This window comes from Lysobacter sp. ESA13C (assembly GCF_019970005.1).
In the GTDB taxonomy this organism is placed as follows: Bacteria; Pseudomonadota; Gammaproteobacteria; order Xanthomonadales; family Xanthomonadaceae; genus Lysobacter; species Lysobacter antibioticus_B.
In genome coordinates, this window is the sequence record NZ_JAHXYK010000005.1 from 490,343 (window position 1) to 511,083 (window position 20,741).

At 65.6% G+C, this 20,741-nt stretch carries 22 protein-coding genes; 9 read left to right on the forward strand and 13 right to left on the reverse strand.

The features are described from left to right. Nucleotides 1–35: 35 nt before the first annotated feature. The 6 genes from LC490_RS13475 to LC490_RS13500 form a co-directional block, all read right to left on the reverse strand. Nucleotides 36–608: a hypothetical protein gene (locus LC490_RS13475; RefSeq protein ID WP_223620455.1), complete on the reverse strand. Its 573-nt coding sequence runs from the start codon at nucleotides 606–608 to the stop codon at nucleotides 36–38. Between the two features lie 349 nt (nucleotides 609–957). Next, nucleotides 958–1,428, reverse strand: a complete 471-nt coding sequence (locus LC490_RS13480) for a group II truncated hemoglobin (protein WP_223620456.1) — start codon at nucleotides 1,426–1,428, stop codon at nucleotides 958–960. Between the two features lie 92 nt (nucleotides 1,429–1,520). Continuing rightward, nucleotides 1,521–1,895 carry a hypothetical protein gene (locus tag LC490_RS13485; protein ID WP_031374334.1) on the reverse strand — a complete coding sequence of 125 codons (375 nt, stop codon included), beginning with the start codon at nucleotides 1,893–1,895 and terminating at the stop codon, nucleotides 1,521–1,523. 231 nt (nucleotides 1,896–2,126) lie between these two features. Then, the gene (locus LC490_RS13490) at nucleotides 2,127–2,618 is read right to left on the reverse strand and encodes a hypothetical protein (protein ID WP_031374333.1); all 492 of its coding nucleotides are present in this window, start codon (nucleotides 2,616–2,618) and stop codon (nucleotides 2,127–2,129) included. A 64-nt stretch (nucleotides 2,619–2,682) separates the two neighbouring features. After that, entirely contained in the window at nucleotides 2,683–3,282 is a 600-nt protein-coding gene (locus LC490_RS13495; RefSeq protein ID WP_223620457.1) for a DUF6228 family protein, read from the reverse strand. Between the two features lie 474 nt (nucleotides 3,283–3,756). Beyond that, nucleotides 3,757–4,731, reverse strand: a complete 975-nt coding sequence (locus LC490_RS13500; protein ID WP_223620458.1) for an MBL fold metallo-hydrolase — start codon at nucleotides 4,729–4,731, stop codon at nucleotides 3,757–3,759. 975 nt (nucleotides 4,732–5,706) lie between these two features. On the opposite strand from LC490_RS13500, the gene LC490_RS13505 reads away from it, so the two are divergent. The 5 genes from LC490_RS13505 to LC490_RS13525 all read left to right on the forward strand — a co-directional run bounded on the left by LC490_RS13505 (nucleotide 5,707) and on the right by LC490_RS13525 (nucleotide 11,378). Next, complete coding sequence (locus tag LC490_RS13505) at nucleotides 5,707–6,999, forward strand: adenylosuccinate synthase (RefSeq protein ID WP_031374330.1); 1,293 nt, start codon at nucleotides 5,707–5,709, stop codon at nucleotides 6,997–6,999. 203 nt (nucleotides 7,000–7,202) lie between these two features. Beyond that, on the forward strand, nucleotides 7,203–8,063 hold the full coding sequence (locus LC490_RS13510) for an NAD(P)H-dependent oxidoreductase (RefSeq protein ID WP_223620459.1): 861 nt from the start codon (nucleotides 7,203–7,205) through the stop codon (nucleotides 8,061–8,063). Nucleotides 8,064–8,156: 93 nt separating this feature from the next. Continuing rightward, nucleotides 8,157–9,104 (forward strand): glycoside hydrolase family 75 protein, encoded by a 948-nt coding sequence (locus tag LC490_RS13515; protein WP_223620460.1) that lies wholly within the window; start codon nucleotides 8,157–8,159, stop codon nucleotides 9,102–9,104. Nucleotides 9,105–9,390: 286 nt separating this feature from the next. After that, nucleotides 9,391–10,053, forward strand: a complete 663-nt coding sequence (locus tag LC490_RS13520) for an ankyrin repeat domain-containing protein (RefSeq protein ID WP_031374327.1) — start codon at nucleotides 9,391–9,393, stop codon at nucleotides 10,051–10,053. Between the two features lie 113 nt (nucleotides 10,054–10,166). Next, the gene (locus LC490_RS13525) at nucleotides 10,167–11,378 is read left to right on the forward strand and encodes an XVIPCD domain-containing protein (protein WP_031374326.1); all 1,212 of its coding nucleotides are present in this window, start codon (nucleotides 10,167–10,169) and stop codon (nucleotides 11,376–11,378) included. Between the two features lie 72 nt (nucleotides 11,379–11,450). Here LC490_RS13525 and LC490_RS13530 read toward each other — a convergent pair whose 3' ends face one another. The 3 genes from LC490_RS13530 to LC490_RS13540 all read right to left on the reverse strand — a co-directional run bounded on the left by LC490_RS13530 (nucleotide 11,451) and on the right by LC490_RS13540 (nucleotide 13,668). Beyond that, a complete protein-coding gene (locus LC490_RS13530; protein WP_031374325.1) occupies nucleotides 11,451–11,915 on the reverse strand; it encodes a carboxymuconolactone decarboxylase family protein in 465 nt (154 codons plus the stop codon). 179 nt (nucleotides 11,916–12,094) lie between these two features. Next, entirely contained in the window at nucleotides 12,095–12,937 is an 843-nt protein-coding gene (locus tag LC490_RS13535) for a type 1 glutamine amidotransferase domain-containing protein (RefSeq protein ID WP_223620461.1), read from the reverse strand. Nucleotides 12,938–12,960: 23 nt separating this feature from the next. Further along, entirely contained in the window at nucleotides 12,961–13,668 is a 708-nt protein-coding gene (locus LC490_RS13540) for a type 1 glutamine amidotransferase domain-containing protein (protein ID WP_223620462.1), read from the reverse strand. Between the two features lie 99 nt (nucleotides 13,669–13,767). On the opposite strand from LC490_RS13540, the gene LC490_RS13545 reads away from it, so the two are divergent. Then, complete coding sequence (locus LC490_RS13545) at nucleotides 13,768–14,685, forward strand: LysR family transcriptional regulator (protein ID WP_223620463.1); 918 nt, start codon at nucleotides 13,768–13,770, stop codon at nucleotides 14,683–14,685. 263 nt (nucleotides 14,686–14,948) lie between these two features. Here LC490_RS13545 and LC490_RS13550 read toward each other — a convergent pair whose 3' ends face one another. The 4 genes from LC490_RS13550 to LC490_RS13565 all read right to left on the reverse strand — a co-directional run bounded on the left by LC490_RS13550 (nucleotide 14,949) and on the right by LC490_RS13565 (nucleotide 17,677). After that, nucleotides 14,949–15,455 (reverse strand): hypothetical protein, encoded by a 507-nt coding sequence (locus LC490_RS13550; RefSeq protein WP_223620464.1) that lies wholly within the window; start codon nucleotides 15,453–15,455, stop codon nucleotides 14,949–14,951. 160 nt (nucleotides 15,456–15,615) lie between these two features. Then, the gene (locus LC490_RS13555; RefSeq protein WP_223620465.1) at nucleotides 15,616–15,975 is read right to left on the reverse strand and encodes a hypothetical protein; all 360 of its coding nucleotides are present in this window, start codon (nucleotides 15,973–15,975) and stop codon (nucleotides 15,616–15,618) included. Nucleotides 15,976–16,148: 173 nt separating this feature from the next. Next, on the reverse strand, nucleotides 16,149–16,940 hold the full coding sequence (locus tag LC490_RS13560) for an AraC family transcriptional regulator (protein WP_223620466.1): 792 nt from the start codon (nucleotides 16,938–16,940) through the stop codon (nucleotides 16,149–16,151). Between the two features lie 128 nt (nucleotides 16,941–17,068). Beyond that, nucleotides 17,069–17,677: a hypothetical protein gene (locus LC490_RS13565; protein ID WP_223620467.1), complete on the reverse strand. Its 609-nt coding sequence runs from the start codon at nucleotides 17,675–17,677 to the stop codon at nucleotides 17,069–17,071. Nucleotides 17,678–17,952: 275 nt separating this feature from the next. Here LC490_RS13565 and LC490_RS13570 point away from each other — a divergent pair, with 275 nt between their 5' ends. The 3 genes from LC490_RS13570 (at nucleotide 17,953) to LC490_RS13580 (ending at nucleotide 20,676) form a co-directional block, all read left to right on the forward strand. Next, nucleotides 17,953–19,467, forward strand: a complete 1,515-nt coding sequence (locus LC490_RS13570) for a PLP-dependent aminotransferase family protein (RefSeq protein WP_223620468.1) — start codon at nucleotides 17,953–17,955, stop codon at nucleotides 19,465–19,467. A 34-nt stretch (nucleotides 19,468–19,501) separates the two neighbouring features. Beyond that, nucleotides 19,502–20,029 (forward strand): class I SAM-dependent methyltransferase, encoded by a 528-nt coding sequence (locus LC490_RS13575; RefSeq protein ID WP_223620469.1) that lies wholly within the window; start codon nucleotides 19,502–19,504, stop codon nucleotides 20,027–20,029. A 197-nt stretch (nucleotides 20,030–20,226) separates the two neighbouring features. Beyond that, nucleotides 20,227–20,676 carry a hypothetical protein gene (locus tag LC490_RS13580; protein WP_031374315.1) on the forward strand — a complete coding sequence of 150 codons (450 nt, stop codon included), beginning with the start codon at nucleotides 20,227–20,229 and terminating at the stop codon, nucleotides 20,674–20,676. The last annotated feature ends 65 nt before the right edge of the window (nucleotides 20,677–20,741 follow it).

Sequence of the window (20,741 nt, forward strand, 5' to 3'; positions counted from 1 at the left end):
ATAGCTCGTCGTTTTCGCCATGGAGGCCGGTGCCGTTACTCTTTTGCGCAATTGCCGCCGATGCAGATGTAGTCGGTAGCACGTCCGCAGGTGGCGGGGGTCACGCATCGATAGTCGTTGTAATCACTCATCGGTCGAACGATGCCGGCGTTGTCATCCAAACGCATGATGGCCTCATCGGTGTCGTTTTCCAGGCGAATTCCGTGAATCAAGGAAGTCGTGTGCTCAACGCCGAATAGGCTCAGGATCCGATAAATCTGACTGGCCGTCAGCTCTTGTTTCAGATCTGCGTAGTTGTAGCTTGTCAGACCGTTCTTGTTGAACGACAAGCCCTGGATGAATCTCGCTCTGGCTCCTTCAGACAGCATCGCCAGAGGCGATAGGGATGTCGGCGTGGATCGAATGTACGTGGCGAGGGCTTGTGAGCTCTTGATCGGCGCGAGCCGGAGCGCAATGTCGCGACGAGCTTGTTCATCCTCTCCGAGTGTGGTTAATGCCCGTGTGATTTCGGTATCTTTCGCGGCAGCCACCGTATCGTTGGCGGCTCGTACGTTGAAACATGAAATCGCGAAGAGACCAATGATCGTCGTTAACAGAGTTCTGTTCATGCAATTCTCCTTATGCATATATTCCCCTGCTCTGTGATTAGATCACTGGTTCCGCGGATCAGGTCATCGCAATGGCGATACTGTGGAAACAATCGTGAATAAGCACATTTGAATTTGGCGAACTGTGAGATAGCTTGGTACTTAGTTAACAATGCTCTCTGTTGGTTCATCACAGAGGTGTGTCGATAGGGCTCGATAAATGTACCGATACACTAATGGCTGGGCGCATTCAGCAAGCACTCTGCTCACGGCCTTTACATGACCGGGCGCCCAATCGGGAGCGAATCCGAAGCGACGTCTTGGCTGCATCCGAGTAGCGCGGCGGCTGCAACCGGCAAGAACATGGTTTTCAGCCCGTGTACGGCCCCTTGACCTCGCCCCAGCCCCAGCGCGGCATCGGTGCCTGCGGGTCGACCGTGACGCCCGGCTGCGAATTGATCACCGCCAGGCGCGAACCCCACTCCAGATAGCCCACCAGCGCCGAGCGGAACTCCGGGTCGTCCGGCATGCCGAGCTCGTCCGCGGTTTCCAGCAGCAGGCTCACCCAGCGGCGCCGCATCTGCTGGCTCAGGTGGCGATTGAGATGCTGCTGGACCATATGCGGATGCCCGCCGTGCCGCTTGCTGTAGTCGTCCGGCCCGCCGAGCACCTCGGCAAGAAAGCTCGCGACATGACCCGGATGGTCCGCGCCCATGTGCTCGAACACAGGCCCCAACAACGCGTCGGCCTTGACGTGCTCGTAGAAACGATCGGTCAGCCGGTTCAGCGCATCGATGCCGCCGAGCCACTCGAATAAGGAGGGAATGCTTTGGTTGGACATGGTGTCGTTTGAGGTCTGCTGGGTAGGCGGTTGGGCCGGAAAGGACTGGCTTTATTCTGCTTGCTCTGACGTCGGCAGCTTGCTTGAGGTTCTCAAATATAGGCCTGCCGGGTGCTTGGGCCGAGCTCGATTCGGCATGAACTCCCGCGGACCGTGATTCGCCCGCCGTTGCGGGTCAGCGCATCCATACGGCATGCGCCGTCGACCACGAAGGGCAAGGGAAGGAATACGTAGTACGTCATCCCTTCGGTGTGCAGCGATGCTTCGGATATCTCAGCGGGTAGTTCGCGAATATTGTTTTCGACCTCAGCGTCCGAGAAGATCAGTTCCGCCTCATAGAGCTCGATATAGTCTTCAAGGTAAACAGCGGCATTTGCCAGGCCGATGCTGACGAGACCGGCATCGCGCAGGACCTGGGTGAGGCTGGCGTCCTCCAGGTAAATAGCTGGCTGGCTTCTGGCGGTCATGGTTGCGGCATTGGACTAATCTGCGGCGTGGTCGAGGCCGTAGGCGTGAGTATGGGGAACTTCGGTCTTGGCCGGTATGCCCCTAGCGTTTCCATCTGTAACTTGATCCGGGAGTTCGCTGCCGACGCAGCGGACCTGTATGGCTAGGTGCCGGATTCGATTTTTACGTCGTGCTGCTTCGCCAGCTCAAGCAAGTGCTTGTATATCTCTGGTTTGCCTGCCGCTCAAGTCTCACACGATGGTCTGCTGAGTCAGCAGGATCTGTTGCGCCGGCGCCCGCTGCGCTTTCGATAGCATGGCGGCTCGCTGAAACTGAAGGTATGAGCGGCTGCCGGCGGAGACCACATGTTGGGTAATGCTCACGCGGCCAAGCGCACTGAGATAGGCGCGATAGACCACGAACTGCTGGTCCCGTACGGCGAGGTGCGGCCCCTTGTCCAATACAGCGTATTCCGACATCGCAAACGACAGGGCTGCCTTGGCGACAGCGGGGTGCACCTCATCCTCCGGCAAGGAGAAAACGGCGAGGTACGACATCCGCATGAACGTGCATAGCTGGTGCCCCAGTCCGCATTCGACTTCGCAATTTTGCAGGCGCACCGACAGGTGGCGAGGATGGTCGTGAACGGCGAACTCAAGCTCGCGGACGCGGGATGCCACCTCGTGAAAGGACAGGGCGAAGTAGCGGCCTTTAGAAGCCTTGGAATCCAGGTCTTGCGACATGACGAGCAGAGATGGCTAAACGCTGTTGCCGAGTCTAAGGCAAAGTTTCTGGCCCAGGCGCACCTCAAGTGTCTGCCATGGTTCGAAAGAAACGATTCGCGGCCGTCGCGATTCCGGGCAGCTGCCCCAGCTCCACGACGAGGTCGCTTCGTACTTGCCATTCCTCGGGTATTCCGAACCGGCTGTGGATGACGATGGTGAGCGTTACTCGTCCCAACGGCGAGCAGGCGGCGGCGAGCGAGAAGTTCCCCTCCAATGAAACATATCGCTCGCTCCCGGGCCAAGGGCGCTCATGGGTGGCCAGGTGCGAGAAGAACTCGGTCAACCCGGATGCGCCGACAAGGCAATGGACTTCCTGGGCGGCATGGATCGAGGTGCCGCGAAGTTCCACCGAGAACGAATAATCATCCGCACCGGAAAACCGAAGCTCCTTGTCGGTCGACGCCGATTTGATGATGAAATCCGTCGTTTCTATGGCCCAGTTCCTGTAGTCGGTAACGCTTAATCGAAACGGTCGGCGAAAGGTTGTCGCAATGATGCTTAGGTGGCTCGGGAGGCCTGTCAGATGCCGCTTACATTTCCCAATGCGCGGCACCGGTCTGCGCCGGATGGCTCTTGCCAGTCGTCGAGCTTCGATGGAGGCTGCCAACAGATATGCCAGCAACCCCCGCCTTCATTCTGAGCCTTGCCGCTGGCGAGGCAGGACACCAGACAATCGTCTCCGACATTGCACCGGGCGGACAGAATCTCGATCCAGCAGCGCTCGGCGGGGGAAACGTTCTGAGCTGGTCGAAGCCGAGCCGAACAATGCTTGCTGGGCCCGTACAGAAATGAGAAATCGGCCGGCGGCGGTGGCGGCGGCGGCTGGGTAGTTCCTTCATCGGATGATGGCTTGCCGCAAGCGGTGAGGGCCAGCAAGATTGCAAATGCGATCGAAAGATCTTTCCCATGCCGTCGCGATGAGCGTGAGCTGTAACGTTTCGCACCGCCGAAGTAATGGCTAGCTACTTTCACAATCTGTGACCATCGAACTGCGAGCTGTTCGAATAAACGACATTGGGCATGCGCTCTGTCCATTTCGAGGGTGCCATGCGCGCAGCGCGGATCACCGCGACGCGCGCGCTGTGTCCTTGGCGAATCAGCGAGTAGCGTCCTGCTCGGGTTCCCAGACGAAGCTGTCGCCCTGGGCCTTGATGTGCCCCAGCCCGGGGAAGGGGAAATGCACCGAGTACACGCGCAGTTTTCCGTCGGCGGCACGTTGCAGGAGCGCGCGCCGGCTGGTCTGGGCCAGCGGTGCGTTCATGTCGTACTGCACGGTCCACTCGGGGCGTTGCACCGAGATCACGTAATGATGCGCGGTGTCGCCGATATAGAGCAGGCGTTCGTCGCCCGATGCGATCTCGTAGGCGCTGTGCCCGGGCGTGTGCCCGTCGACGGCCACGGCGGTGACCACGCCGGGAACGATCGCCGCGCCGGGCTGGAAGGTTGCGACCTTCGGCGTGATCGCGGCGACCAGCGCGGCGGCGTCGCGGTCGCCTTTCAGGGATTCCCATTCGGGCGCCGAGAGGTGGATGGCCGCGTTGGGGAAGGCCAACGAGCCTTCGCGCGTCAGCAGGCCGCCCACATGATCCTGGTGCTGGTGCGTGATGAAGATGTCGGTGACCTGCGAGGGCTCGACGCCGGCCGCGCGCAGCGAAGCGGGCAAGCGCCCGGCGCGCGCGAACGAAGCATCCGCCGCGCCGGTGTCGAACAGCAGGGTGCGCGCCCCACTGCGGACCAGCAAGGGCTGGATGCTGAGGTGCAGTACGTCGGTCGGCGCACCCGCGGCGGAAAGCAGCGCGTTCACCTGATCGGCGGGCTGGCCGATGGCGAAGGTCTTGCCGTCGTTGGCGGCTTCGATGTCGCCGTCTTTCAATGCTGCCGCCTCGAGCGTGCCGATGCGGAAGCGCAGCACGTCGGGGTTGCTCGCTTGCTGCGGTGCCGAGGGCGTGGTCGGCGTCGGCGTGTCGGTCGCGACAGACTGGGGTTGCGAGCATCCGGATAGCATCGCGCCGGCGAGGAGCGCACTGGCCAGGGGCGCGATAGCGAAGACAAAGCGGCAGGTGCGAGTCATCAAGTTGCTCTCGAGAATGGGGCGGTGATGTTTGCCGATGACCGGCATCGCGATTCGACGAGCTTATATACGGCGATGTCCGCCAACAAGGCGATGCACATCATCGCTGACCAGCAGGCATCCATGGACATGAGGTATGAAACGATGTGAATCGCGTGGTGGACTCTTTTGGATTAATGCTCGGTCCGCAATGGACAGTGGCGACGCAGCTCGAAGAGAGCGTCCGATTTCTGCGTCCTGCGGCGGACGCAGTTGCGTTCCGGAACCGGCCATTGCAACGCGTCGGCAAGGCTTCGCTTCGCGACTCACCCAATCTATCGCCTACACGACGCGCATCAACTCTGCCGAGAGAACCGCATCACCGTTGAGCGCGGTTCGCCCATCGCGTTGCGAATCCTTCCCGCACCGTCCCGGTTCCGACCCGGTTTCGTCCTGTCGCGGCGGTGGATATGCGTCTACAACCGGGGCGACGAATCAATGCGCCAACCGGCAGTTGCAGCCAGGCTGCAGCCCCGCCGCTTCGGTTGATGCAGGCGGCCTTCGTGGGCGGGCCGAATCCAGGCTGGGTTACCGATCGCGCGGGGCAGGCGAAGTCTTGAGCGGTTGAAGTCGCCGGGCGCGTCGGACCGCCCGGCGGCATGCGGGCCCGGTGCAAGGCCGGGCCCGCGTTTTGACCTGCAGGGGAGAGGCCCAGAGGAGGAGGCCAGAGGGAGGCGTGGGGCGGGGCCGGGCGAGGGATTTCCCGGCCCCTTCCATGAACGAATCGCCCCAATTTCCCCCAACCGCCCGATCCGGACCGATTTGGGGTGGCCTTGGCCTATCGAAACCCGGATAATGCACAAAAGCCGGCCGGGGACATCCCCGCCGGCTTTTTTCCGTTCATGGCCCTGTGGCGCGGCATCGGCTGCGACTGGGTCGGGGCGGTCGCCTCGCGGCCAATGCCGCTTTCACAGCAAGCGCAGGAGTTACAAGGTCATGGGTCAGTCAGTCGTCGTTCTCGGTGCCCAATGGGGCGATGAAGGCAAGGGCAAAATCGTCGACCTGCTGACCGAGCAGATCGGCGCCGTCGTGCGGTTTCAGGGCGGCCACAACGCCGGCCACACCCTCGTCATCGGCGGCAAGAAGACCGTCCTCCACCTGATTCCGTCGGGCATCCTGCGCGACGATGCGTTGTGCCTGATCGGCAACGGCGTCGTGTTGAGCCCGGCCGCGCTGCGCAAGGAAATCGGCGAGCTCGAGGAGACCGGCGTGGAAGTGCGTTCGCGCCTCAAGATCAGCCCGGCCACGCCGCTGATCATGCCGTACCACATCGCCCTGGATCAGGCCCGCGAGAAGGCCGCCGGCGGCAAGGCCATCGGCACGACCGGCCGCGGCATCGGCCCGGCGTACGAAGACAAGGTGGCGCGCCGCGGCATCCGCGTCGCCGACCTGCATTACCCGACCCAACTCGCCGAGCAACTGCGCACCGCGCTCGACTATCACAACTTCGTCCTGACCAAGTACCTGGGCGTCGACGCGGTCGACTACCAGCAGACCCTGGACGAGGCGCTGGCCTTCGGCGAATACGTCGAGCCGATGAAGTCCGACGTCGCCGGCATCCTTCACGACCTGCGCAAGCAGGGCAAGCGCGTGCTGTTCGAAGGCGCGCAGGGCTCGCTGCTCGACATCGACCACGGCACCTATCCCTACGTCACCTCGTCCAACACCACCGTCGGCGGCGCGCTCGCCGGCACCGGCGTCGGCGCGGACTCGATCGACTACGTGCTCGGCATCGCCAAGGCCTACGCGACCCGCGTCGGCGGCGGCCCGTTCCCGACCGAACTCGACGACGAAGTCGGCCAGGGCATCCGCGACCGCGGCCAGGAATACGGCGCCACCACCGGCCGTCCGCGCCGCTGCGGCTGGATCGACATCGTCGCGCTGAAGCGTGCGGTGGCGATCAACGGCATCACCGGCCTGTGCATCACCAAGCTCGACGTGCTCGACGGCATGAAGACGCTGAAGATCTGCATCGCCTACGAATACCGCGGCAAGCGCACCGAGTACGCGCCGCTCGACGCCGCCGGCTGGGACGAGTGCACGCCGGTTTACCTGGAGTTCCCGGGTTGGGAAGAGAACACCCACGGCATCACCGAGTGGGACAAGCTGCCGGCCGCGGCCCGCGCCTACCTGCGCGCGCTGGAAGAACTGGCCGGCTGCCAGTTGGCGATCGTCTCGACCGGTCCGGACCGCGCCCACACCATGGTGCTGCGCGATCCCTGGGCGTAAATGCCCATCGACCGGCGCCCGCCGACGCGATGAACGACAAAGCCCCGCGAAAGCGGGGTTTTTTCGTGGCGCCGGCGCCGCGGCCGGCAGCGGTGTCGCGATCTTGATTGGTGCCTGGCACGATGCGCAGAGTCGATGAAAATGCGTCACTGCGGAATATTTGGATTGGATAAGGTAGGTCATCTCTTCCCGAGGCGTCCCCCATGTCCACGACCACGATCAACGCAGCATCGAAGCCCGAGTCCGAAAATCCGCGGCGCCCCAAGCGGGTGCTGATCGTCTACGCCCACCCCGAGCCGGCGTCGTTGAGCGGTTCGCTCAAGGACACGATGCAGGCGCATCTGCTCGCAAGCGGGCACGAGGTGCAGGTGACCGACCTGTATGCGCAAGGCTGGAAGGCCACCGTCGATGCCGGGGACTTTCCCGAACACGATCCGCGCGAACGTCTCACTGTAGTCAGCAGTTCCAAGCGCGCCTACGCCTCCAATGCGCTGACCGAAGACGTCGTGCGCGAACAGGAGAAACTGCGCTGGGCCGATGCGCTGGTCCTGCAGTTTCCGCTGTGGTGGTTCACCATGCCGGCGATCCTCAAGGGCTGGATCGATCGCGTCTACGCTTATGGTTTCGCCTACGGCGTCGGCGAGCATTCCGACACGCGCTGGGGCGACCGTTACGGCGAAGGCCAATTCGCCGGCAAGCGCGCGATGTTGTCGGTCACCGCCGGCGGCTGGGCCGACCACTACGGCCCGCGCGGCATCAACGGCAACATCGACGACCTGCTGTTTCCGATCAACCACGGCGTGCTGTATTACCCGGGCTTCGACGTGCTGCCGCCGTTCGTGGTCTATCGCAGCGACGGCCTCAATGCCGAACGTTTCGCGGTTGCGCAAGACGAGCTGCGCCAGCGCATGGACAGTTTGTGGACGCAGGCGCCGATTCCGTACCGCAAACAGAATGCGGGCGACTACGAGGTGCCGTCGATGACGCTCAAGCCCGGGCTCGAATCGGTGGGCGCGCGCGGCTTCGCTCTGCATCTCGATCATCGCAGCGTGGTCGCCGACTGAGCGGGCTGTCGCGACGGTTGCAGCAGACGCGGCGCCTTTGGCCGCGTCGCGTCGTGGGGGCCGTTTTCCTATTGGTCGGCACAGGAGACGGCCATGGCCACGCACTCGCACCTGTTCATCAAGAAACTGCTGATCGCGACCGCGGCGGCCTGCGGCCTGTTGCTGGTCGCCGGGCCGGCGCGAGCGGCCGAATGCGCGATGAGCCGTTCCTTCCTGCAGCCCGACGGCAATGCGCGCGGCGGCCAGACCGCGGTCTGGTCGGACCGCGAAGGTTCGGCGCTGCTGTTCGTCGAAGGCCTCAACGTCAACACCGACGGCACCCGCCGTTCCTACAGTGTCGAGGATTTCTGGGGCGAGACCCGTGCGCTCAACAATCTGTGCAATGCGATGAGCGATGCCTGCGCCGGTCTGTCCAGCGCCGGACTGAAAGCGCGCCGTATCGCCACGCAACAGGCCGCCGCGGCCGGCTGGCCGGCGGAGGCGTTGCGGCGCACCAAGATCTCTGCGGCGATCATTCCGTTCCGCGACGGTAAGCCCTGTCCGGCGGTGGACGGCTTCCTGGTCTCGGCGACCTCGTTGCGCAAGCCGGGCGGCGGCGACGCCTGCGACATCCAGACCTATGTCGATGCTCTGGTGACCCCGGCGCTGGTGATTCCCAAGAGCCCGTCGCCGTTTTCCAGCCGGGCCAAGGTCGGCGACCTCGCGGTGGCGATGAAGCCGGGCAGCGATCAGCCGGTGTTCGCGGTGGTCGGCGACAGCGGTCCTTCGCGCGAACTCGGCGAGGCCTCGATCGCGCTCAACGGACGCCTGCTCGGTCGCAGCGCCTTGCCGGCCAACTATCGCGAGGTACGCGGCCGCGGTGAGTTCAGCGGCCGAGGCTGGACCGTGCCGCGGGCGATCGTGTTGATCTTTCCGGGCACCCGCGACACCGCGAACCCCTTCATGACCCCGCAACGCATCGACGAGGCGGCGCAGCGTCGCTTCGAACAATGGGGCGGCGTCGCGCGCCTGCAGGCCTGCGCCGAAGCCTATTCGCGCTGAGGCGCGGTTCGCTTCGGCCGCAGCGGCCGCGATAGCCAGCAAGGCCTTGTCATGCCGGCGGCATACCGCAGTGCCAGGATCGTCGTGCGCGAGCGACCTGGCCTGATTTTGTGACCGCGGTCCGCCTCGGCTGCGGGCTCTCACGGTTCTTGCTAGGCTGGCCCAGGCACGGTACGACACCGTATGTCGCAAGACGCTACGGTAGGGGATACGTTCCGCGCGCGTCGTTCGACGTCCCGCCATGCAGCGGGCCTATGGGGTAGGCAGTGCTCAGGAGGAGTGCAAGATGGCAGTAGTCGATATTCATGAGGTGTTCGCCGATCCGGCCGTGGCCGAACTGGCCGAGGCGGTCGCCGCCGGCGACAGCGCGGACATCCGGCGTTTGGCCGCGGGCGTGGACCTGCGTACGCATGGCGACAAGAACGTCACCCTGCTCGAATGGGCGGTGCTCAATCAAAGCCTCGACGGCCTGAAGGCCTTGCTCGAAGCCGGGGCCGATCCGGCCGAACCGGGCATCGACGGCGGCACGGTGGTGCACATGGCGGCGATGGCCAACGATCCGGCTTATCTCGACGTCCTGCTCGCGCACGGCGCAGCGCCGGACACCCCGCACGGCGAAAACGGCTCGGCCCCGCTCAGCGCGGCCTTGATGGGCGAGCGCTCGGCGCAGTTCCATCGCTTGCTCGAAGCCGGCGCCAACCCGAATCACGTCGACCGCCTGGGCAATACCGCCCTGCACGTGGCCGGCAAGATCAACCAACCCAATCGCGCGCTGGACTTGCTCAAGGCCGGCGCCGAGGCCGATGCGCGCAATCGCCAGAACGTCACCTTCCAGCGCTATCTGTTCATGACCCCGCCGAGCCTGTTGAACGCGCAGACCCGCCAGGATCGCGAGGCGCTGGTGGCCTGGTTGCGCGAGCACGGCGTCGCGGTGGAAAGCGGCGGCTGAGCGCTGCCGCAACTGGCAGCGCGTGGCGCGCGGATCAGGGGAGTGATCGCCGCCGCGCCGCACTCGGTAGTTAGGGGTTTCAAGGATTCCAGGGATTTCAGGGAGATCGAATCATGAGCGAGCAGTCCGCGCGTCCCGCCAGCGGCGGTGAACCGTCGTTTGCCGAGCAAGTCCGAGGCCAGGACGCCAAGCCGATCGACAAGACTTTGGCGCGGCTGATGGCCGACCTGTACGACGAAGGTCCCGGCATCGATGGCTTCAAGCCATTGAATGCCGAGCAGCTGCGCGACGCCGGCATCGACCCGGCCACGCTGAAGAACGAAGACAGCGGTTTCCTGGCGCGCATCTACGGCGACGACAAGGGCCATTACGTTCTCGCCTATTCCGGCACCGACGAAGGCAAGGACTGGCTGACCAATCTGCGCCAGGGCGTGGGCCTGGAAGACGCCCAGTACAACCAGGCCATCGCGCTCGCCCGCGAAGCGCGCGTCGCCTTCGGCAACGAAGTCGTCATCACCGGCCACTCGCTCGGCGGCGGCCTGGCCGGCGCGGCTTCGATCAGCAGCGGCATTCCGGCGGTGACCTTCAACTCGGCGGGCGTGCACGACAAGACCCTCGAACGCATCGGCATCGATGCCGACCGCGCCAAGGAAGAGGTGACCGACAGCGGCCAGGTCCGGCGCTATGCGGTCAAGAACGAAATCCTGACCGACCTGCAGGAGCACAGCATTCCGCTGAAGTGGGCGATGCCGGACGCGGTCGGCCACAAGATCGAACTGCCCGATCCCGACCCGCAATCGTTCTGGCGGCGGATGATTCCGGGCAACGGCATCAAGCACGGCATCGACGTGCATTACATCGATGCGGTGATCAAGGCGCAGGAGATGGCGTCGCCGACCTTGTATCCGCAAGGCACCGCCGCGGTGACGCCGCTGCACTCCGGCCGCGACGCGCACCCTGCGACGTCGCCTGCGAATCCGGATCACCCGAACCACGCCTTGTACGGCCAGGCCTTGCGCGGCCTGCAGGGCATCGACAGTCGCACCCTGGATTTCCAGGGCGAGCAGGGCTATCGCAACGCCGCGACCCATGCCGCCCATGATGCGCGCGCACACGGCATGGACCGGATCGATCACGTGGTGGCGAGCAACAACGGCGCCGGCTTCTTCGTCGTCCAGGGCGGGCTCGACGATCCGGGCAACCGTCGCGTGTTTCTCGATCAATCGCGCGCCCTGTCGCAGCCGGCCGAACAGCCGGTCGTGGCCCAGGTCGCGCAGACCGAAACGCCGGTGCAGACCGAGTCGCGCCGTGCCGTGATGGGCTGAGCTTCAATCCTCATCGGCTTCGGCGAACGGCGGCCTCGGGCCGCCGTTCGTTTATCCGCGGTAAGCGTCCGATCAGGCCTTCCAGGCGCCGACCGGCTGCTTCACCGCGACGTTGAGCCGGTTCCACACGTTGATGTTGGCGATCGACACGACCAGCGCGGCCAGCGAAGCTTCGTCGTAGTGCCTGGCGGCTTCGTTCCAGATCTCGTCGGAGACCGCATCGGGACGGTCGCTGATCCGCGTCAACGCCTCGGTCAGCGCCAGCGCGGCGCGCTCGGCCTCGTTGAAATAGGGCGCCTCGCGCCAGGCCGACACCGCGAACAAACGCTCGTCGCTCTCGCCGGCCTTCTTGCCCTCGCGCGCGTGCATGTCGACGCAGACGCTGCAGCCGTTGATCTGGCTGGCGCGCAGCTCGATCAGGATCAGCGTCCGAGCCGTTACGCCCTTGTTCTCGGTCGAGGCTTTCAGCGCCCACAGCGCTTTCATCGTGTCCGCGTGGATCAGGGCCGGGTTGTTCATTCGTGCTTGCGTATGCATGTCGTCGTTCCTCGTGGCTGGGTGTGTGTTGCATCGTCATAGGTCTGACGAACCAGCCACCGGGAACGTGACATGTCGGGGGAAAAAATAGCCGGCAGTGCGGGTGCAGTCGCCACGGCGATTGCAAGGGGTGATTCTCAGGGCCGGCGCCGGGCCCGACGCCGGCCTTGCGCTGCGGCTTACTTCAAGCGCGACAGCAGTTCCTTCGCCACACCGACCGCCGAGGCCGGGTTCTGCCCGGTGATCAACTCGCGATCGACCACGACGTTCGCGCTCCACGGTGCGGTATTACTGCGATAAACCATGCCGGCCTGTTGCAGCGCGGTCTGCGGATAGAACTTCATCGCCCCGCCGCCGAGCGCGGCCTTGGCCAGCTCTTCTTCCTGGTTGCTGATCACGGCGACTTGGTAGCCGGCATAGATCCACTGCGTCGGCGCGGCGGCCTTGCCGGAGTCCGCCAACTGCGCCGTGAACTGTCGAGCCTGCGGCAGGGTCGAGAGCAGGGCGATCGGACCGTGGCAGACCAGGGCGGTGGTCTTGCCGCGCTGGTGGAAAGCGCCGAGCAGACGGCCGAGCGCCGGGCTGTGCAACAGATCCTGCATCGGCGCGTGGCCGCCGGGGATGTAGACCGCGTCGAATCGGCCGTAGCCGATCTGTTCGATGCGGGCGAGGCTGAGCACCGGCGATGAATCTTTCGCGGTGATCGCCAGGCGATCGAGCAGGGCTTGGTGCGTCTTCAAGGCCTCGGTGTCGCCGCCGAAGTACATCGGGTCGATCGACGAGCGGTCCACGGTCGGCGCCCGGCCTTGCGGCGTGGCGAAGGTGACCTGGTGGCCGGCATCGAGCAACAGCTTCACCGGCTGCATCAGTTCGTTGAGATAGAAGCCGGTGGCGAAGGTCTTGCCGTCCCTGAGGTCGAGGCGATCGGCATCGGACAGCACCACCAGGACATTGCCGGCGTGGGCGCTGCCGAAGCTGAGCGCGAGAGCGATCGCGGCCACGAGTTTTTGCATCGGTTTCATCGTAGTAGTCCGTATGAGGAGAGTCAGGCGGAGGCCGGGGCGAGCAGCAGCTCGCGCATCGCCGCACCGACGGCGCTGGCCGATTGCGGGTTCTGGCCGGTGACGAGGCGGCCGTCGACGACGACCTGCGAGGTCCAGTCGGGCGCCGGCTGATGCTGCGCGCCGCGTGCGCTCAGCCGGCTGGCGAGCAGGAACGGCACCACGCCTTCCAGCTTCACGGCGCGCTCCTCATCGTCGGTGAACGCGCTTACGCGTTTGCCGGCGACCAGATAGGCGCCGTCGCTCAAGGTCACCTCGACCAGCGCGGCCGGGCCATGACAGACCGCGCCGACCACGCCGCCTGCCTCGTAAATCTCGCGTGTGACCCGCTGCACCGCCGGGCTGTTCGGGAAGTCCCACATCGCGCCATGGCCGCCGGCGAAGAAGATCGCCGAATAGCGGGACGCATCGGCGTCGTGCAGCGGCAAGGTCTGGCGCACGGCTTCGCGAAAGCGCGGGTCGTTCCAATAGCGTGCATTGATGGCGTCGTCGACGTCGGCGCCGTCCACCGGCGGTTCGCCGCCCTGGATCGAGGCGAACTCGACCGCGATGCCGGCGGCCTCGAGTTCGGCCAACGGATGAGTGACCTCGCCGAGGTAGTAGCCGGTCGACTGGCCGCTGTCGCCTTTACGGCCGTGGCTGGTGAGGACGAACAAGACCGGCTTGAGGCCGGCGGCAGGGTTCGGGGACATGCGTGTTCCTGAGGGGAGGTAGGTGATGGGCACTGTATTGCGTCTCCTGGCGGCGATAAAATCCTCAGCCGGGAAATGATTTGTTCTTTAGAGGCAAGAATGAGCCGGCGATTCGACCACCTCGGGGATGTGGAAGCCTTCGTTGCCGTGGTCGAGCACGGTTCCCTGACCGCGGCCGCGGTAGCGCTGTCGACCACGCCGTCGGTGATCAGTCGCGCCATCGGCCGGCTCGAAACCCGCCTGGGCAGCCAATTGCTGCGCCGGACCACCCGCCGCCAGGGCCTGACCGAGGCCGGTCGTGTGTACCTGGAGCATTCGCGCGCCGCCTTCGCCCTGATCGACGACGCCGAGCGCGCGATCCAGGGCCAGGACGGCGAACTGAGCGGGCGCGTGCGCCTCAGCGTGCCGACCACCTACGGTCATTACCGGTTGCCGGCGCTGTTGCAGCGCTTCGCCGTTCGGTACCCGCAGGTGCAGATCGAACTCAACATCGCCAACCGCAACGTCGACCTGGTCGCCGAGGGCTTCGATCTGGCGATACGTCTCGGCCAACTGCCCGACAGCGGTCTGGTCGCGCGCAAACTCGAAGACGCGGCCTTGTGCCTGGTCGCGTCGCCGGCCTACCTGGAACGCGCAGGTTTGCCGCGCGCCCTGGAAGACCTGCGCCGGCACGTCTGCATTCCCTTCGTGATGCCGAGCACCGGCCGTGTCGCGAACTGGCTGTTCCGCAGCGGGCAGGGCGCCGGCAGCGAGCGCAGCGATATCGACTGGATGCCGGCATCGCAGATGCTGGTATCCGACGACGTGCTGGGCGTGGTGTCGCTGGCCGAGCAGGGCATCGGCATCTGCCAGAGCTACGACTTCATCGTCGAAGACCGGCTGCGGCGAGGCCGCCTGGTCGAATTGCTGCCGCAGTTGCGCGGCCGCTCGAGGCCGTTCTCGGTGATCTACGCCCCGCATCGCCGTTTGTCGGCGGCGTCGCGGGCATTGATCGATATGTTGGCGGAGGGAGGGTGAGCCTGCGGGCGACTAGGCCATTGGCAGGAGAATCTCGCGGTGGGGTATTTCGCAGTCCCGGCGACGGTACGCCGCTTTCGATGAACAACATCGGCGTAGCTGTTTCTGCGCGTCCCGTGGTCGCGACTTGCATCGCTCCTACCCGGCGTAAGCGCCCCGTTTCGATGAATGCCGTCGGCCTTGTCTCTCTGCATGTCCCGCGGTCGCGGCTCATGCCGCTCCTGCAGGGGCTGCGTAGCACGATCGAACTCGCGCAGCCCTCATCAATCGATCCGATACACCCGCGCCTTCGGCATGTCCTCGTCGACCTGCAGGAACCAGCGGCCGGCGACGCCGGGGACGACCATGATCTCGGGCGAGGTCAGCGGCTTGCGCAGCTTCATGCTGCCCTTGAGCACTTTCCATTGCTGGCCGTTGTCGAGTTCGAACACGGTGCCCGGCTCCCAGCCCGCCACGTCGCCCTTGAGGCGGCTCTTGATCGGTTGGTCGTCGAGGCCGATGTATTGCACGGCGCTGCGCTGGCCGGTTCCCGCCATTGCCGATGCGGTGGGCGCCGCGGACGTCGCGGCGACGGCCGGGGCGGGGTCTTTATCGCTGGCTTCGCGCAACATGCGGTTGAGCAACTGCAGTTGCGCGGGCGACAGGCCGACTTCGCTGAGTTGTTCCGCGCTCAGGCGTTGCTCGATATCGATGTAGGCGGACTGCGCGAGGACCGTGAACGGGGCGAGCAGCAGGGCCAGCATCAGGCCGCGGATCAAGGGTCTCGCCATCGTTCTCGTCTCGCCTCGTTGCGGACCGTCGATCGGTCGCTTCAATGCCCGGTGCCGCGCTCGCGGATCCGGACCTGCGGCAGTGTGTGGCAGTCGTGTTGCAGAATTAAGACGGTCGGCACTAAGGCAATCCGCGCCTCCGGGCCGGGAGCTGCGGCGCTTACGGCGTCGCGTTGGCCGCAGCCGCGGCGGGATTCGGCGCCGACCACGCACGCACCTCGACGGTGAAGCCGTGGCGCATGCCGGGGTGGGATTCGGCGACGCGGGCGGCTTCGTCGAGGTCGCGCGCTTCCAGGAACAGCAGGGCGGTGATCGGCATGGGCTCGGCCTGGACGGCGTCGCGGTGCGGGCCGATGTGCCGGCTTTCGGGCGCGAGGATGCGCGGGGCAAGCTTTTGCCCGGCCTCGTTGTGCAGACGCGCCCAGGCACCGATGTCGCGGCCCAGGCTGAGTTGTTCGGCTTCGGACAAGGGGCCGCCATCGCGACGGAACAGGACGACGAAGGTATTCATGGCAGTCATGGAGGGACTCGCAGGTAGAGGGACGGTCGCCGCCGATGCGGACAGCGCGAGCGCGGGCCATAGCGCGGCGGAAAGCAGCGCGGCGCGCAATCGGGCGAGGCGGTAAGGGCGGACGGCGACCATGCGCGCATGCTGCCGCGAAGCCGGTGCGCCGGCTTGTAAAAAATCGGCGCTCAGGCCGGTTCGCGTGCAGCGAAGAAGGCGGCCGGTGCGCTGCCGGTCGCACGGCGGAAGTCGTGGTTGAAATGGGCTTGATCGTAATAACCGGCGGCCAGTGCGACCTCGGTCAGATCCAGGCCTGTCGCCTGCAGGCGCACCGCGTGTTGCAGCCGCAGCATCGAGGCGAATTTCTTCGGGGTCACCCCGACCACGCGGCGGAAGCGCCGTTCCAGCGCGCTTTGGCTCAGGCCGATGTGACGGGTCAGCGCGTCGATGCGATGGCCGGCGGGCCGGCGTTCGAGCCAGCTCACCGCCGCCGCCATCAGCGGGTCGGGTGCGCTTTCGCGTAAGCGCGCCAACAGGAAATGCTGCAACTGCGCGACGCGCTGGCGATGATCGGATGCGCTGGCGAGTCGTTCGTGCAGGCGTTCGAGCTCGTCGGCGCGATCGAGCAACTCGCTCAGGTCGGTCGTGGCGCCCCTGAACGCCTCCTGCGAGGGCCGCAGGAACGCGGCCGCGCCGACCGGGGTGAACGCGGCCAGCAGCACCGAATGCCCGGCGTGGTGGTCGTGCGCGCGCAAGGTGTCGCGCAAACCGGTGAACGCCGCTTGCGGCACCCAGCGCCCGCCGTCGATGCGACAGCGGCCGCGAAACGTAAACGCGGCCACGCTGCCGGTATCGGGCAGGTGGGTATCGGCGTGGTCGGCGGCGAACTCCACCACCATGAAACGCCGCACGAACGGCCGCAGCGCCGGGCACGGCGCTTGCTGGAACCATTGCATGTGGCGATGCGGGTTGCGGGCCATGCGCCTTGTGCCGTCGGGCAACGAAGGCGGCGGATCGTCCGCCGCTTCAGAGCGGCAACGCTACGGCAAGGAGCGAACGCCGGCAACGGCTCTTCGGTGGGCCTTGTTCTTCAGCGGGGCCTCGCTCTTCAATGGGGCGCAGAGTCGGCGATGCGGCTATCGGTCGCGATCCAGTTCAGTTCCCAGCTCTTGCCGTCGTCGGCGGAGAAAGCCTGCTCGAAACGACAGACGTCGCGCGTCGCGCATTCGATGACGAAGCGAACCAGGATCGGCCGGCCATCCAAGCTATCGCGTCCGAAGAATTCACCGCGCCCGTTCTTGAAGGCGCCGGCGATCGGCGCGGTCAGCGTGCCCGAGCGCAGGCTGGCGTAGTTGATGTTCCACTGCCGCGTCTGCGGTTCGTACAGGCGCAACGAAATGCCTTGGATGCGACCGGAGGGGCCTGCGATGTCGAGCTCGGCGAGGTTGGCGCGGCCGTCGAACAGCTTGCGCACCACGGTGGTGCCTTCCAGCTCGACCCAGGTCTGGCTGCCGCTGAGCGGGCTCTGCAGCCGCGATACCCGGGTTGTCCAGGCGCCGATCTCCCAGTCGAAGTCGTGCTGTCCATCCGGCGTTGTGGCGCTGGCGGCGTTCTTCGCGGGCGTAGGCGCGGCTTGAGCGGCCTGGGCATCGAATGCGAGCAGGACGGCGAGGCTGGCGGCCAACAGGCCGATGCGAAGGAGAGGGGCGGCGATCATCGTTGGGCTCGGTGTCGGCGGGCTCGACCTGCGAGCGGTGACCGCACCATGCGATGGCGCCTGCAGCGCAGCAAGGGCCATTCTGGCATCGGCGGCGATGCCACCGCGTCGGTGCCGTGCCGATGTCGAGGTATCGGGTTGGACGGCAAGCGCGCGGTCGGTTTCCGCTGGACGCGCCGAGCACCGGGAGCAGGCGTTCTCGCAGGACGGCGGCCGTCATCGGGAAACCCACTGGACGATGGAGCACGCGCGCATCAAGGGCTAGTATGCGCGGCATGGCCAAGCATGCCGGTTCGGTATTCTCCGTCGACGTCACCGGTCTCGAGACGGGACAGGGCCAGCCTGCGTACGCACGTATTTGCGAGCGCATCCGCAGCGCCATCGTCAGCGGCGCGCTGGCACCGAATGCGCGCCTGCCGTCGAGCCGGGTCCTGGCCCAGGACCTCGGCGTCGCCCGCAACACCGTCGATTGGGCACTGGGTCAGTTGGTCGCCGACGGCTATATCGTGCGCCGCCGCGGCGCCGGCAGTTTCGTCGCCGCAAGTCTGCCCGAACGCGATACGCGTCCACTCGCAGCCAAGCGCAGCACGCAGGCCGCGGCTGCCGAGGGCGAACGTCGATTGTCGCGGCGAGCGATTGCGCTGCGGAGTTATCCCGGCCATTACCAGCCGGCGTCGGCGGTCCCGTTCACGCCTTCGCTGCCGCCGATCGACCTGTTTCCGCGCGCGGTGTGGAATCGTCTGCTGCAGCGCGAGGCCACCCGGGCCGGCACCGCGTACTGGGCTTACGGTGCCAGCAACGGCTTGCCCGCGTTGCGTGAGGCCATCGCCGCGCACGCCTCGGCGATGCGCGCCACGCGCTGTTCGCCCGAGCAGGTGATCGTGGTCACCAGCACGCAGCAGGCGGTGGAACTGGCCGGAAAAGTATTGGCCGATACCGGCGACCTCGCCTGGGCGGAAACGCCGGGCTACCAGCCGGTGCAGCACTGCCTGCGTGCGGCCGGCCTGCAAGTCGTGCCGGTGCCGGTCGACGAACAGGGGCTCGATGTCGCCGCGGGCCGCAGGTTGGCGCCGGATGCGCGCCTGGCCTACGTCACGCCCGCGCACCAGTATCCGATGGGCTACGAAATGTCGATGGAGCGGCGCCAGGCCTTGCTCGACTGGACTCGGCAACACGACGCCTATGTCATCGAAGACGATTACGACGGCGACTACCGCTACGAAGGCCGGCCGATCGCCTCCCTGCAAGGCATGGACGATGACGGACGCGTCATCTACGTCGGCAGTTTCAACAAGATCCTGTTTCCGGCGCTGCGTATCGCCTACGCCATCGTGCCCGAGCCCTTGGTCGCGGCCTTCGTCGATGCCAAACATGTCGCCGATGGCCATACCGCCTTGCTGATGCAGGGCGTGTTGGCGGCCTTCATTCACGAAGGCCATCTGGCCCGCCACCTGCGCAAGACCCGCACGATCTACGACGAGCGCCGTTTGGATTTCCTCGAGCAGGCCCGTGCGTTGGCCGAGGCACTGGAGTTCGGCCCCGCCACCGCCGGCATGCATGTCGCCGCCTTGTTCAAGCCGGGTCTGGCGATCGACGATCGCGCCGTCGCCGCCGAATGCGCGCGCGCCGGCGTGGTGGTTCACCCCTTGTCGAAGTACGGTGCGAGCGAGCGTGGCGGCCTGGTGTTCGGATTCGCTGGCGCATCGCACGCGGCGACCCGTTCCGGCTTGGAGATCGTAGGCCAGGCCATCGCTGCCGTTCGTTCCATCGACGCTGATTGCAGTTCCTGATTGCAAGCTTGTTCGGTACGCACGGAGGCCACGGATGCCAGCCAGAACCCCGGATCGAATCGGCTGGGCGGTCGAGCGGCTCGATCCGGCCGGCGCCGACGAATTGCTCGAAATCGGTTGCGGCAACGGCGCCGCCGTGGCGTTGGTCTGTCCACGCCTCGAACGCGGGCGGATCACCGCGATCGACCGTTCGCCCACGGCCATCGCGACCGCGACCAAGCGCAACGCCGCTCATATCGCATCCGGTAAGGCCGTGTTTCTCGCCACCGAGCTGGCTTGCTTCGAATCGTCGGCGCACAGCTTCGACAAGGCATTCGCCGTCAACGTCAATGTCTTCTGGCTGCGGCCGACGGCCGAGTTGCGGGTGTTGGCGCGCGTGCTCAAGCCCGGTGGCGCGCTGTGCCTGGTGTTTCAGCCGCCGAACGAATCGCAGCTCGATTCGATCGCTACGGCATGCGCCGAGCGGCTGGCCGCGCAGGGTTTCGTCGAGATCCGAACGGTCCGCGACAGGTTCGACAGTGGCCCGTTGGTATGCGTGCATGCCCTGCGGGGCGAGCCGTAACCCCTGGTCGAAGGCCGTGCCTGGAAATGCACGCGATGGGGGATCTGCCCGCGTCGTTCGTGGCGAGTGACGATCACGGACGCGATCCCGAATCGGTCACGATTGGCATCTGCATGCAGCCGATTCGTGGCTCGAATGCTTGATCGTGCGCGCGTGGTTCGCTGAAGTCGAGCCTCCCCATGGAGTGGAGCGTATCGATGAAAAAGGTGACCGCAGGTTTCCTGCATATGTTGGCTTTGTGCCTGCTGTTGACGGTGTCGCAATCGGCCCTGGCTCAATCGGCGCTGAAACAGATCCCCGAGGGCACGACCCTGTGGGCCGGGCAATCGATCTATTCCAACAACCTGCAGTACCGGTTGACCATGCAGGGCGACGGCAACCTGGTGTTCTACCGCGTCGCCGACTCGCGCCCGCTGTGGAACAGCCAGACCCACGGCAGCGGCGGCTACAAGACCGTCTTCGAGCCCTTCGCGGTGTTCAATGTCCTGCGCATCTCCGACGATGCGGTGCTGTGGACCAGCCGCGGCGGCGTCATCGGCGCACCGTACCCGGGCATGGCCTGGTACATCACCGATCAAGGCGATTTCCTGGCGCTGTACAACCAAGGCTTGGTGATCCGTCAGCTTGCCAACGATCCCGATAACTGATCGGCCGGATCCATCGCGATAGTCGAATCTGCAAGGCGAAGGCCCCGCGAGCGATCGCGGGGCTC